Raw genomic sequence first — 12,927 nt, forward strand, 5'->3', positions numbered from 1 at the left:
TTCAACTAAGGTCAATAATGGTCAGACATATTTTTGACTATATTTGACCTTTGGAACTGCAGTTAACCGAAACTTAGCTGGTGCCCGCGAAGACAATGTCTTCGCACGTATTAGCCTTCTTGCAGACATTGTCTTGGCACGTGTTAACCTTCTTGTTAGCCTTAGCGCAGGCGGCCGCCTTAGTTGCACTTGCCGTGAGCGGCATGGGAGTCTGATAAGTTCGAAAAAACGGACTTCAAGAAGTCCGTTTGGAGAATACCATTTTATCCAACTAAAAAACTATCGAGTTGCTCAGAATCTTTGTCAGACGGATCGTATTTGGGCTATACGGTTCATAACATCTGTTTTTACTCTGTGTAAAATATCTTTAGCCTCTTGGAGCGTATCCGCTTTCACTGAAAAGTAAAATTTGATTTTAGGTTCAGTTCCAGAGGGGCGAACCATGACAAATCCTCCGCCGTGAAAAGAAAAACGCAAAACATTTGAATGGGGAAGCGTGAGTGGGTATGTTTGTCCTGTCGAAGTATCTTTACCAATTCGCTGTTCATAGTCATCTATTTTCCAAATATGAATCCCACCAAGTTCAAGGATTTCTTCTAATCTAAGTGAGTTCATAATCCTCGCTATTTCTTCCTTACCTTGGATTCCCCTCAATGCCAAGGACTCTTGATCATCCAAGTAGTATCCGAATTTTCTATAGATAAGCTCAAGAACATCGAAAAGGGAACGTTCCTCTACCTGCCGGTAATAGAGAGCAGCTTCCGCCAAAAGGATAGCAGCGATTACTGCATCTTTATCTCGGACAAAATCGCCGGCGAGATAACCATAACTCTCTTCGAAGCCGAATTGGAACGTTCCCCAACCGCCTTCTTCCATTTCTCTTTCCTTTTCAGCAATAAATTTAAATCCAGTCAGTACGTTTTCCACCCGCACATTGAAATATCGAGCAACCTCATCCGCTAGATCTGTTGATGCCACTGTTTTAATTATTGTTGCATTGTCTGGAAGGGTCCCTAAGGCTTTCTTTTGCGATAGAATATAATAGGTTAACAGTATCCCAATTTGATTTCCAGTGAGCTGAACAAAGTCACCGTTCAGATCACGCAAGACGACACCTAAACGGTCAGCATCTGGGTCGGTGGCTAAAAGAAGATCGGCTTTAAGTTCCATCCCATATTTTCGGGCTAGTTCAAATGTTGCCGGGATTTCTGGATTAGGATACGGCACTGTCGTGAACTCTGGGTCAGGAAGTTCTTGCTCGGGTACTACGGTGACTGAGCAAAAACCAAGTTCAGCTAAAGCTCTGCGTACAAGTGTGTTCCCTGCTCCGTGCAAAGGTGTATAGACAATACGAAGTTCCTTCCCTTTTCGCTCATCCAGATCTGGGTGCAATGCAAGTTTTCGCACTCGAGCTAGGTAAGATTGATCGATTTCTTCACCGATGATTTCTAGTAAGCCGGACATCTTAGCATTTTCTATGGACATGGGTTCGATTCCCAGCCAACTCTCCCGGGCTTCAATTCGGGCAAGTATCTGGTCAGCTTTCACTGGAGGCACCTGTCCACCGTCATCCCAGTACACTTTATAACCGTTGTATTCTTTAGGGTTGTGACTGGCTGTCACAACAATACCAGCTAAAGCGTGCAACTGACGAACTGCATACGAGAGTTCTGGTGTGGGGCGAAGTGCATTAAAGAGATACACCTTAACTCCGTTTTGGGCGAGTACTAAAGCGGCCTCGAGAGCGAATTCTGACGAGTATTTCCGAGAGTCGTAGGCAATAACCACTCCACGTTTCATACCCTCCTGCCCATGATCACAAACACATTCGGCTAGCCCTTGGGTGACTTTACGAATAACATATTTATTCATACGATTTGTGCCTGCTGCAATAATTCCTCTTAAGCCACCTGTACCAAATTCCAAATCTGTATAGAATCGATCCTCAATTTCTTGCGGATCGGTGATCTGTCGCAGCTCTTGTCGTATTTCTTCCTCAAAGTAAGGATGTTCGGACCATAAGGTGTAGCGATCTTGAATAATCATCTGATATGTCCTCCTTCTATGTAGCTTCGATCAATAAAAACGATGGATAATGTTCCCTTTTATTGAGTATAGCATACTTCAAACGGATAGGACAGATGGATCTAAAAACACCAGAATGTCACCAAAAAATATACCTCGGCCTAAGCCTGAGGTACTAGAACTGGAGAAATTATGATCCCAACCAATCCAGGCCCCGTATGAACCCCCATGACTGGGCTAATCTGGTTGAACAACAATTCATCAATATTAGGGAGTTGATGAGCTTTCTGCCAAAGGTTACGAGCTTCTTGCTCTGCTCCCCCATGGACAATAGCCACGTTATAGTGATCTTCTTGAGTACTTTCTTTCAAAATATCAAACAATTTATTAAGCGATTGATCTCGGCCACGGACTTTTGCAAAGGTAATGTACTTGCCTTCAGAGTTAACCGTAATAATGGGTTTAATATTCAAGAGTTCACCAAGGGTGCCTGACACGTACCCGATTCGGCCACCTCGTTTTAGATAATCTAACGTGGAAAGCACAAAATAGATTCTAGTTCGTTCTGAAACATCCTTAGCTGCTTTAATTACGCTCTGAAAATCCGTTGAGCGACGGAGCTGACGAGCTGCTTCTCGGACTGGGAAACCTAACCCCATAGAAAGCGATTTGGAATCCAACACATTGATGACCATCTCTTTAAATTCTTGTGCTACCTGACATACGGTTTCATAGGTTCCGCTTAAACCACTTGATATATGCATCGCAAGAATATGTGTGACATGCCGATCTCTTAACTGACCAAATAAATTGGCTATTTCAGCTGGAGAAGGCAGCGATGTAGTGGGAACCTCATTGACCATATTGTCGTAAACTTCATTCGGACTAATATTAACTCGATCGAGATATTCCCGATCTGGGTAGACAATGTGCAAGGGAAGAACTTCTATCTCAAATTCCCGAATCATTTCCGGGTCCAAATCGCTCGTACTATCTGTTACAATCGCGATTTTAGGGACACTCGTCAGCATTGTAGAGGGTTGCATGAGGCACTGTTCCTTTCCATTATTCAGTAATGCCATATAGATTAGTATAGCTTAAACTTTGACAATTACACTTGCAACTTCGTGCAGATTAGGATATTAACAGAACTTGCGTAGCCTTACGTACGTCCTCAATGGCTGTCGGATGCTCATTAATTTCCCCAGCTTGATCAATCCCCTTATAGAGGCAGGGGGGAGCGTATTGAATATCTAACATATGAAAGAGAGTTTTAATGGAACGTTCTGCACATTCAAACACATCGGGCTTTTTTGTTCCGGCCGTCGCAAGAAAAAGACCAATACGTTCGTAACCAGAGGGATTTATAAGGGTCTGATGGTGCAGGTATTTGAGAGCCCAAAACGTTTGCATACGGTCAATTAGAATTTTGGTTTGCGCATTTAACCCCATCATAAAAATCGGAGCAGCGAGGATTAGACGATCAGCACGAATCAGCTTCTCTTGCAGCTTGGGGATATCGTCCTTTATTACACATATCCCTTTTGCTGAACATGCCCCGCATCCTTGGCAGGGATTTATCTTTAGATCTGAAAGGTAAACTAATTCAGTCGCATGGCCCTCGGCCTTGGCAGTTTCCATCGCTTCTATGACTAAGCGGGTCGTGTTTCCATTGCGACGTGGGCTACAGGCAATTCCAAGCACGGATAACGACATTTCTTCTACTCCATTCTATAATTCTGTTTTAGTTCCAAGTATAAAAGCGAGCTTCTCAAAATTTAAGAAACTCGCTTTTAGATTTGGCCTCTGCATGAGTTAAAGCTAATTTGGTTACAATTTAGGATTAGAATCTGGGTCAAAATACCGCACCCTTTCTGTAACGTCTTACTACTTATCCTTCTTCATGAACTAGCCTTTTTTCTTGTGTGGATTTAATTGATTCCAGTCCCACAGACTCTAAAATTGCATTAATCATTAATTGCTCTTTTTGTGTCATATAAACTTTTTCTCCTTTCCATATATTTTAAGGTATCACTTTATTATATACCTATTTCTGGGATTTGCAACGCTTTTTTTAAAAACGATCAAAATAATTTAGACCTTCCAATGTTTTGACGAAAATCGACCCCTTTTTGCGTTGAAACACCGGACTTTAATAATCTATGAAAGTCCGGCGAAATTTATGCAAGTTTTATATACATTTCAAACTGTTTTGCGTCAGAGTTAATTCCGTGTGCACTGAGAAAAGCAACAATCCAATCTTCAGGTTGATTAGTCAATGAAAATGACGCATTTGAGCGCCCAAGCACTGAGGAGATCAGTTCTTTAGCCCCAGCTTCGGTTGCACTCCAAGCATCTAAGCAAGGAGCATTATTGTCTCCAGCAAATAACGCACCAGCTGTTCTACTCGAATTCATTACGGCAGAAAAATTACCATACCGTTTAAGATACTCCTCTCTTCTTTGCCATGCTGGATTAAAGAATGCTCGGCGACGGCTTTCAAAATACTGTTCAACTGAAGCCATTTCAAGATGACACGCCTCAACTTTCCTATCTGAGAAAAAATTAATTCCACCTTGAGTACGGTAAATATTGAGCTGGCGCATTCGTGTAAAACCGACTGACTGATAGACTTTAAGTGCATGATTTTGCTCCAGAACCTCAAGGTAAACTCCTTTTAATCCAACACTAGTAGCAGAATTGAGCTGAGAGAACATTAGAGGTGCAAAAAGGCCCTTTCCCCGGTAATTCGGATCAATGCAAGCCCCAGCGATCCATCCATCGACTCCGTCTATGGACAGCAAAGCAAAGCCGACAATCTGATCTTCAACAAGGATTGCCATCGAATGCTGGAGAGAGACTTGACTTAGATGAAGCCAAACTCGCATATGTTCAGGCGTATATGTCATGTCGTAATAATATCCCCGCCAACAGCGGTTCCAAATGTCCGTCAATTCATGCAAACTGATATGTTCAAGCGTATTTACTCTTATATTTTTTTTCATGGTTTTTAATTCACTTCATTCTTAGCTATAAATTTTGTATTTAACTCCCTGGCGAGTCATGACCGCCAGTTGATGCGCGGCGCTAAAGATCTAGGTAGGTTCAACTAATACATTTCTATTATCCTTGCTTGATTTCCTGCTAACTCTTTCAAGGTTACTGAAATGACAAGCAGGAATGGCGTGATTCAGAGAGAATATATAGTTTTTGTTTAATATTGAGGGTGAAGTAGAATTATATTATCAATCGATCTGAAAGGTGGTTAAATTAGGATGATCTCTTATATTAATAATGATGAACAGCAGTTTGCCCAATTACTGCTCGATTTTATCCAAGAGAGCCCATCTTCCTTCCATGCTGTAGAAGGCGTCAAGAAATTGCTTGTTCCCCAAGGGTTCCAAAAGTTGTCCTTAAAAGATAAATGGTCATTGATTCCCGGGGGTAAATACTATGTAACTCGTAACGATTCTGCCTTAATTGCTTTTGTTGTTGGCGAAGGTGTGCCAGAGAAGTATGGGTTTCACATTATTGGAGCGCATACGGACAGCCCTAGTTTTCGGGTTAAGCCCTTGCCGGAAATATCTGTAGAAGGGCATTATGTGAAGTTAAATGTTGAAACTTATGGCGGACCGATACTTAATACCTGGTTGGACCGTCCACTTTCTTTAGCAGGTCGGGTTATTTTGCGCGGGGACTCCCCTTTTTCTCCTCGAAGCAGACTTTTCCGTAGTGACCTTCCCCTGCTTGTGATTCCCAATCTTGCTATCCATATGAATCGTAAGGTTAATGAAGGAATTGAATTGAACAAACAAAAAGATATGCTGCCCTTATTAAGCCAAATCACGCAAGACTTTGAAAAAGAAAGTACCCTGATTAGTCACCTTGCCAAAACGCTGCAATGTCCCCATGATGATATCTTAGATTTCGACCTTTTCCTCTATGAATATGAAAAAGGTCATTTTGTTGGGCTGCAACAAGAGTTTATTTCAAGTGGTCGTCTTGATGACTTGGCGATGATTCATGCCGGTGCCTGGGCTCTAGCTAACGCTAAACCAACTCTGACCACACAGGTTCTGGCCTGTTTTGATCACGAAGAATGCGGAAGCATTTCCAAACAAGGGGCGGCTTCTCCTTTTCTATCCTTTATTTTAGAACGAATTCTGCTAGGACTAAAAAAAGACCGAGAGGAATATCTCCAGGCCTTGGCGCATTCTTTCCTGATTTCAGCCGATATGGCCCACGCTCTTCACCCCAACTCAGGAGAAAAGCTTGATCCAGTTAATCGCCCAATCCTTAATAGCGGGCCAGTGATTAAAATCAGTGCTAACCAAAGTTACACAACTGATGCGGAATCTGCGGCCGTTTTCACTACCCTCTGTCAACTCGCAGGGGTTCCTGTCCAGAAATTTGTCAATCGTTCGGATGAACGAGGGGGCTCAACTATTGGTCCGATTTCCACTACACATCTTGATATACGGTCCGTGGATATCGGAAACCCTATCTTAGCTATGCATTCGGTACGTGAACTCGGCGGAGTTAAAGATCACTTAGCCATCGCCAAAGTCTTCTCGGAGTTTTATAAATAAAGCTTTGTTATTGAAATTATAACAGTAAGCTCTGGATAAATGCTTTGGCGTGATCGCAATGAACTGTCATGACTTGATCTGTTGATGGACTCAGTGGAATGAAAATCGTTGCGACCTCATCAAAGTTATATATTCTCTTTCCAGAAGACTGACAGATTAAATAACCTTTCTGGTTGAATAAGACCTCAAGTTTCTGCATGCCCAAAATACGATTTGGTAGTGTCATATCAAAGTCTTCCAATTGGTCATCCCCCATCTCGCCAAAACTGCGAACTATATGGCTTATTGATATGCTATATAGCTTTACTTTATTTACGGCCTATACAATTTCCTTATAATACCATAAGAACGGCTTTTTAATGGGTATAGCTGGAAAATATGTTCGAATTTCGGTATAAACGATTGACTATTCTTAATTGTTTCGCTATAATTAAGATGCTCGGAGTACTTGTGGATTTTACGAACCTTCTCGATTGCCTACGGCTTGGGAAGATTTTTCTGAACTTCCCATGTAGCGGGTAATAATTTGGTGGAGGTTTGTTTATGTTTAATGACAAAATTTTAAGTTGCAAAGACTGCGGTCGTGATTTTGAATTTACAGCATCCGAACAGGAGTTTTATGCAGAAAAAGGGTTTACTAATGAGCCTGGCCGTTGCCCCGAATGTCGCGCTGCTAGAAAAGAACAAAATAGGAATAGCGGTGGCGGTGGATATTCTCGTCAACCACGTGAGATGTTCCCCGCTATTTGTGCAACCTGTGGAAAAGAAACCACAGTACCTTTCCAACCTTCTGGTGACAAACCTGTTTATTGCCGTGACTGCTATCAACCACGTGCTCGCAACAATTGGTAAGTCGTATTTATGAAAAAAAACCTTTCCTGGCTAAATGCCTGGGAAGGTTTTTTATTTATTCGCTTGATCCTGCCAACAAAGGCTCATACATCATGATGGCATGGTTCTCAGTAATAAAATCATCACCGATCAGGGTATTGTTGAGGTCAAAGATTCTACGCCTAACAATATTATGGCGCATATATCCTCCCCACCATTCCTGAGCTATCAAATGATTGCTTTGATACACTTCGTATTTTCGCGAGCAGGGTTGACCGCATCTCAATTCGCCGTGAAGCTCATAATCGCCAACCGATACCAACAATTGATAATCTTGCGAGGTGTTGTTCTTTATTTGAAGATCGATGTAATTGTAGACAACAGTAGCGCCACTCCCGAAGGGCTGAGTGCGGTTTGTATCAGGAAACACATCGTGTGTATGTCTCCACCGTTCTGTAACAGTTAATGATGTGTGCAGAGTCATCCAATAGATCAGATTTGAAAGCTGACAGAGCCCACCGCCAACGCCTGGTACAAATGATCCGTTTAAAAGAACCATCCCTTCCATGAACCCTCTTACCTCAGTAGGTTTACCAATCAAGCGCCAAAAAGAAAACGATTCTCCTGGTCTGATAATTATTCCATTGATTCTTTCAGTCGCCAATCTCAAGTTGGTTACCTTGTTTTCTTGGAGCCACATGTCAACGTTACGAAGCTTTCGATATAATGGGGTGCTATGTTTTGCAGCTAAATGAGGAAGATGAGAATTCTGGATTGTTGTTGCGTATTTAATTGATTTATAAAAAAACCATTGAACGTAGCGACGCCAGGTAAAGTATAACTTTCCTAAGAAAACCCGCAAGTTGGAACGATTGGCTGGTCGTTCAGACTGATAGGGAGTTTCCATACCCATATTTTCCCTCCATATTAAATCTAGATAATGTAGGAGTGAATCATTAGCTTTTTATCTTTCGTGATACTCTATATACGAGATAAATTGTAACTTATTAAGTATAAATTCGTTTACAGTTAGACTCTTTGATGTCTACTTATTTCGCGGAATATCATTTGTATTCCTGCAACTTTCCTCAAATATGAGGATATTTCGGAAAATTTTTTAGTTGTAAAGAAGTATAGAAAAACCTCCAATCCAGTTAGATTGAAGGTTTTTCTATGCTTTAACTTTTGTTAAGTTTAGATCTTTATTACTTAAATTTATCTATTAATGTCCAGTTCAATTAGTTCTTGATAAAGTTCCTTGCGACGATCTGCCAGAAAAAAGCTATCACGCATCGAGGTACGATCTGGACGACGTATATGATTAATCCGATCGGCTAACAAGGTAGCGGGAAGTATTCCTTCTGCATTTACTGAAGATTGATTAACCAAATCCCCTTTAGGCCCAATAACTAGAGCCCCTCCACTAAATTCCTTAGCTTTCCCATTACTTCCTATTAAATTGCACGCTCCAAGGTAAACAGAATTATCATATGCTCGTGCTCCAAGATAACGTAACCAAATCTCTTTTCGATCACCAGCTACCATGGGAGAAGCATGTGGCGCAAACAAGACTTCTGCCCCTTTGAGTGAATAGATTGCTGCCATTTCAGGGAAATGCCAGTCCCAGCAGATTCCCACAGCGAAGGTCGTCCCATGAGCTGAAAAGATCGGAAACTCATCTCCAGGAGTAAAATATTCCATTTCGCTCCGACCTAAATGTGCTTTACGATAAACGTTGGGTTCCTCATTCGGAGTTAAGATAACATGTGATATGTAGGGCTTGTTCTGACCCTTTCTTTGTTCAACCATCCCAACCAAAAGTGTGATCCCTAAATCTTGTGAGCACTCTCTTAACTGACCAACCCAAGTACTATCCAGTGTATCGCCCATTTCTGATGCATATTGTGGTGAATAACCATCTAAGGCGCATTCTGGAAAGCACAACAGGGAGACTTCCTGCTTTTGCGCTACCTCTGCTAAACGAGTAATTGTTTGAAAATTGCGTTCAGTTTCTCCAACTCTGGATTCCATCTGAACGAGTCCAATCCGGCAGTCAGTTTTCATAATTTTTGTCCTCGTCCTTCCCTACTACTCAATAACAAACTATGAAAATAGCTTAATTAAAAATCCTCTGAATCACTATAATCCTTACTTAAAACATCCGTTAGCAATCTATGATCATGAAGTAAGTTGATTAAGAGTCGCTCGTCTTTAGTTTGAGTGGTTCGAGCATTGGTGAGAATACTGAGAGGTCTATAAATAGGTGAATCTTGGATCTTTAAAATTTTAAATATTTTTTGATCGCATTCACGACTGACAGTTAAAGAAGAAATAATTGTTATTCCAAGTCCTGCTGAGACCAACTGTTTAATGGCCTGAGTACTTCCCAATTCCATCGTTACATTCAATTGTTCCGGGTCAAGCCCTCTCTCTTTCAGGGCCATCTCCATCACCTTACGAGTACCAGAACCGTCCTCTCTTGTGACCAAACGTTCATGGGGGAGTTCAGCCAAGGTAATACTGTTCCTTGACGCCCAAGGGTGAAAATATGGTATTACGACGACTAACTCGTCTTCCCAGAAGCTCTCCACATTAAGATCCTTATGACGGGGGACTGGCCCTTCAATTAGACCAATATGTATTTTCTTCTCTAAAACATCTTGAGAGATGGACTCTGTGTTAGCTATTTTTACCTTGAAATCCACATCGGGATGTGTCTTATACAAAAAAGCTAGAATATTAGGAAGAATATATTCTCCAATCGTTAAAGTCGCACCGAGATAAATCAAACCTCTTTGATCTTTTGCTAGGGCACTTATCTGCTCTTTGGCATTCGATAGAAGATCTAAGACACTCCGAACATGAGCATAAAAGATTTGACCTTCTTTAGTTAAAGTAACCCCTTTATTAGTACGATCAAAAAATCGAGCACCATATTGATTTTCCAAATTCTGAATCTGCAAACTAATACTGGGTTGGCTCATATGCAGTTTCTTAGCTGATAAGGTAATGTTTTTGGTTTCTGCAACCTCTTTGAACACAAGAAAGTGTTGTTCCATGATGATGTATCTCCCTTCCAATAGCACACTCCATTGGCACCTAATATTTCACCTTCCAGAGAAACTTATTATAACGAAACCCCTGATTTGTCTATCGATCTTAAGCAACGTTTAATCAAAGCACATGTTTTCCTAATAAAATAGTCTTCTATTCTTAAACTAGATTATCATGTCCTAAAAAAGGAATGGTTATCATACGGGAAACGTAGTCTAAAGGAGTTTGCATGTACTCTGGAAATATAATTTATTCAGAATGTACATTGTATATCCTTATCATACCATCAGTGGAAGGTTTCCGCTAGGCAAGCACTCTTTCTTTTCAAAAAAATGACGAAAAACCTTATTCATCTATTTTTGTCTAAATATATTGTCGTCTATAATTGTCGTATTCGATAAAATTTTGGCCATAATAAATAGCCTTCCGTCAGGAAGGCTTTTATAATGGTCATATTCTTCTTTCTCCAGAAAACAGTCAGAATACAAGCTAATAATAAAAAGACCACCAACAGTTTATTGTCCAGCTACCTTATCTATCTGAGCCCACTTAGTCTGACAATAACTAGTCGCTAACTTCACCATGGACTCTGCCCATTCGGGACAACCTAGAGCGTGAATATGATTATAGGCAGCGAAAACGTTCTTGTAACTAATTCCGTCATGCTGACCATCAATCCCGTGCCCACGTTTGACTGTTAAACCAAATTTTACATCATCAGCCAAGTTAATAATCCGTGAATTATGAAACTCATGTCCCCTAATTTCAGTTTTCTCTTCAAACCAAGATTGACCTGGATTGGCTTCCATAAGCGTATACCCATGCCCTTGAGGTTTTCTTTCCATCTGAGTATCAAAGGGCAGTAAACCTACCATCTCAAAACTTTGAGATGTGGTTCGAATTGAGCGACCCAGATACATAAGACCACCACACTCGGCGTAAATGGGTAGTCCCTTTTCGCCAACTCGTTTGATTTCCTCGCGCAATACTTTATTTTCTTCCAGCTCAGCAGCAAATACCTCAGGAAATCCTCCGCCAATATAGAGTCCGTCTAAGTTTTCCGGGAGTTGACTATCTAACAGAGCGCTTATGGAGACTAGATCTGCCCCCATGCCTTTTAAGGCTTCCAAGTTTTCAGGATAGTAAAAACTGAAAGCCGCGTCCTGAATAATTCCGATTTTAGGTGTACAACCCTTATTTTTATTCATAAATTTGGCTAAGTTAGGAAGCTGAGTCTCCGCAAACTGAGGAAGCTCAGGAGCACACCGAGCCAGAGTTAAAATTTTGGGTAAGTCCACATGTTCACATATAACATCCGCAAGATAATTCAACAACTTATCAGTTTCAGCCATTTCACCATTTGTAACAAGTCCAAGATGTCGATCAGGAATACATAAGTTGACGTCCTTAGGAATCGCGCCCACTACAGGGATTTTACAAAACTCTTCAATAGCTTCACGAGCTATCTTCACATGGCGGGCTCGTGCTACTTTATTCAAAACTACACCTATAATTTGTACATCTGGGTCAAAATGCTGATAACCCATCACCATAGCTGCAGTACTGCGAGTCATTCGAGTAGCATCTACTATTAATAAAACTGGCGAACGGGTTATTTTAGCGATTTCAGCCGTTGAACTGCTTCCCAGTAAGTCCAAACCATCATATAGCCCCATTGCACCTTCAATGATACTAATTTTTTTGTCTAAGGATTGACTTGCTACGGAACTGCATATTTCCTGTTTCTTCATAAAAAAAGAATCAAGGTTACGGCAAGTGCATCCCGCTGCAGCCGTATGCCAACTTGCGTCGATATAGTCTGGTCCCTTCTTAAAAGGTTGAACTGCAATTCCTTGACGGGCAAACGCTCTGAGTAGCCCTAAAGTAAACGTTGTTTTCCCGCTCCGTCCATGAGGCGCTCCAATTACTAAGCGAGGGACATTATTTGTACTCAGTTGATTCGTATCAGTCCATGGTGACATAACCCCACACCTTTCTTGGAGTTTTTTGATCAGGATTGAATAGATAAACAATTGACCATCCTCTGTCCGTACCCTATCATGCAGATTTATTCGAATCGGCAGAAACAGGAGCATTGGACCTAAAGGATGGTCAATAGCAAGTACATCGGAAGGTTTCATTCTATTTACGGCATGTCCATCCAGAAGTGATGAGTTTACTCTTTATCAGCATCGAAATCCCCTGGAGTTTGGACTTTGCCTTTTAAGCAAATGAATGTTGTCGTAATATAAAGGTATTCAACCAAGTCTTCCGCGGTAAGTTCTTTAACTGCGTTATCCACATCGCTCTTCGTCTCGCCTATGGCAACAGCGACATCTCTACTCTTAGCTTTTTGCACTTTAGCGAGATATTCAAGTACTTTCGCTTTAACTTCGGGTCTAGCAGGTCCTTTTGCCATTTAAAATAC

Annotated in this window: 13 protein-coding genes; 3 read left to right on the forward strand and 10 right to left on the reverse strand. The window is 41.3% G+C overall.

Annotated elements, in window-relative coordinates:
- Nucleotides 1–80: 80 nt before the first annotated feature.
- A complete protein-coding gene (locus DSBG_RS23920; protein ID WP_282434188.1) occupies nucleotides 81–215 on the forward strand; it encodes a hypothetical protein in 135 nt (44 codons plus the stop codon).
- 88 nt (nucleotides 216–303) lie between these two features.
- On the opposite strand, the gene DSBG_RS02040 is transcribed toward DSBG_RS23920, so the two are convergent.
- From DSBG_RS02040 to DSBG_RS02055, 4 genes are all read right to left on the reverse strand, one after another.
- Entirely contained in the window at nucleotides 304–2,046 is a 1,743-nt protein-coding gene (locus DSBG_RS02040) for a phospho-sugar mutase (protein WP_176716136.1), read from the reverse strand.
- A gap of 140 nt (nucleotides 2,047–2,186) precedes the next feature.
- Entirely contained in the window at nucleotides 2,187–3,071 is an 885-nt protein-coding gene (locus tag DSBG_RS02045) for a DegV family protein (protein ID WP_083236686.1), read from the reverse strand.
- Nucleotides 3,072–3,159: 88 nt separating this feature from the next.
- On the reverse strand, nucleotides 3,160–3,741 hold the full coding sequence (locus tag DSBG_RS02050) for a flavodoxin family protein (RefSeq protein WP_068962567.1): 582 nt from the start codon (nucleotides 3,739–3,741) through the stop codon (nucleotides 3,160–3,162).
- Between the two features lie 464 nt (nucleotides 3,742–4,205).
- Entirely contained in the window at nucleotides 4,206–5,030 is an 825-nt protein-coding gene (locus DSBG_RS02055) for a GNAT family N-acetyltransferase (protein ID WP_068962568.1), read from the reverse strand.
- A 270-nt stretch (nucleotides 5,031–5,300) separates the two neighbouring features.
- Here DSBG_RS02055 and DSBG_RS02060 point away from each other — a divergent pair, with 270 nt between their 5' ends.
- A complete protein-coding gene (locus DSBG_RS02060) occupies nucleotides 5,301–6,614 on the forward strand; it encodes a M18 family aminopeptidase (protein WP_068962569.1) in 1,314 nt (437 codons plus the stop codon).
- 16 nt (nucleotides 6,615–6,630) lie between these two features.
- Here DSBG_RS02060 and DSBG_RS02065 read toward each other — a convergent pair whose 3' ends face one another.
- Nucleotides 6,631–6,855, reverse strand: coding sequence for a hypothetical protein (locus DSBG_RS02065; RefSeq protein ID WP_068962570.1), 225 nt, complete (start codon nucleotides 6,853–6,855; stop codon nucleotides 6,631–6,633).
- 302 nt (nucleotides 6,856–7,157) lie between these two features.
- Here DSBG_RS02065 and DSBG_RS02070 point away from each other — a divergent pair, with 302 nt between their 5' ends.
- On the forward strand, nucleotides 7,158–7,466 hold the full coding sequence (locus tag DSBG_RS02070; RefSeq protein ID WP_009621383.1) for a zinc-ribbon domain containing protein: 309 nt from the start codon (nucleotides 7,158–7,160) through the stop codon (nucleotides 7,464–7,466).
- Between the two features lie 55 nt (nucleotides 7,467–7,521).
- Here DSBG_RS02070 and DSBG_RS02075 read toward each other — a convergent pair whose 3' ends face one another.
- The 5 genes from DSBG_RS02075 to DSBG_RS02095 all read right to left on the reverse strand — a co-directional run bounded on the left by DSBG_RS02075 (nucleotide 7,522) and on the right by DSBG_RS02095 (nucleotide 12,918).
- The gene (locus DSBG_RS02075) at nucleotides 7,522–8,358 is read right to left on the reverse strand and encodes a VanW family protein (RefSeq protein ID WP_068962571.1); all 837 of its coding nucleotides are present in this window, start codon (nucleotides 8,356–8,358) and stop codon (nucleotides 7,522–7,524) included.
- A gap of 302 nt (nucleotides 8,359–8,660) precedes the next feature.
- Nucleotides 8,661–9,509 carry a nitrilase-related carbon-nitrogen hydrolase gene (locus DSBG_RS02080; protein ID WP_068962572.1) on the reverse strand — a complete coding sequence of 283 codons (849 nt, stop codon included), beginning with the start codon at nucleotides 9,507–9,509 and terminating at the stop codon, nucleotides 8,661–8,663.
- 56 nt (nucleotides 9,510–9,565) lie between these two features.
- The gene (locus tag DSBG_RS02085) at nucleotides 9,566–10,504 is read right to left on the reverse strand and encodes a LysR family transcriptional regulator (RefSeq protein WP_009621389.1); all 939 of its coding nucleotides are present in this window, start codon (nucleotides 10,502–10,504) and stop codon (nucleotides 9,566–9,568) included.
- A 510-nt stretch (nucleotides 10,505–11,014) separates the two neighbouring features.
- Nucleotides 11,015–12,481 carry a cobyrinic acid a,c-diamide synthase CobB gene (locus tag DSBG_RS02090; RefSeq protein WP_068962610.1) on the reverse strand — a complete coding sequence of 489 codons (1,467 nt, stop codon included), beginning with the start codon at nucleotides 12,479–12,481 and terminating at the stop codon, nucleotides 11,015–11,017.
- A 194-nt stretch (nucleotides 12,482–12,675) separates the two neighbouring features.
- Nucleotides 12,676–12,918 carry a hypothetical protein gene (locus DSBG_RS02095; RefSeq protein WP_009621395.1) on the reverse strand — a complete coding sequence of 81 codons (243 nt, stop codon included), beginning with the start codon at nucleotides 12,916–12,918 and terminating at the stop codon, nucleotides 12,676–12,678.
- Nucleotides 12,919–12,927: the final 9 nt, after the last annotated feature.

The organism is Desulfosporosinus cupriresistens, assembly GCF_001707885.1.
GTDB lineage: Bacteria > Bacillota > Desulfitobacteriia > Desulfitobacteriales > Desulfitobacteriaceae > Desulfosporosinus.

What these genes read in the sequence shown, in the direction of transcription:
- DSBG_RS02075 (WP_068962571.1), bottom strand. Translation starts at nt 8,358, where the DNA reads ATGGGTATGGAAACTCCCTATCAGTCTGAACGACCAGCCAATCGTTCC.
- DSBG_RS02045 (WP_083236686.1), bottom strand. Translation starts at nt 3,071, where the DNA reads ATGCAACCCTCTACAATGCTGACGAGTGTCCCTAAAATCGCGATTGTA.
- DSBG_RS02040 (WP_176716136.1), bottom strand. Translation starts at nt 2,046, where the DNA reads ATGATTATTCAAGATCGCTACACCTTATGGTCCGAACATCCTTACTTT.
- DSBG_RS02080 (WP_068962572.1), bottom strand. Translation starts at nt 9,509, where the DNA reads ATGAAAACTGACTGCCGGATTGGACTCGTTCAGATGGAATCCAGAGTT.
- DSBG_RS02070 (WP_009621383.1), top strand. Translation starts at nt 7,158, where the DNA reads ATGTTTAATGACAAAATTTTAAGTTGCAAAGACTGCGGTCGTGATTTT.
- DSBG_RS02050 (WP_068962567.1), bottom strand. Translation starts at nt 3,741, where the DNA reads ATGTCGTTATCCGTGCTTGGAATTGCCTGTAGCCCACGTCGCAATGGA.
- DSBG_RS02055 (WP_068962568.1), bottom strand. Translation starts at nt 5,030, where the DNA reads ATGAAAAAAAATATAAGAGTAAATACGCTTGAACATATCAGTTTGCAT.
- DSBG_RS02060 (WP_068962569.1), top strand. Translation starts at nt 5,301, where the DNA reads ATGATCTCTTATATTAATAATGATGAACAGCAGTTTGCCCAATTACTG.
- DSBG_RS02095 (WP_009621395.1), bottom strand. Translation starts at nt 12,918, where the DNA reads ATGGCAAAAGGACCTGCTAGACCCGAAGTTAAAGCGAAAGTACTTGAA.
- DSBG_RS02090 (WP_068962610.1), bottom strand. Translation starts at nt 12,481, where the DNA reads ATGTCACCATGGACTGATACGAATCAACTGAGTACAAATAATGTCCCT.
- DSBG_RS02085 (WP_009621389.1), bottom strand. Translation starts at nt 10,504, where the DNA reads ATGGAACAACACTTTCTTGTGTTCAAAGAGGTTGCAGAAACCAAAAAC.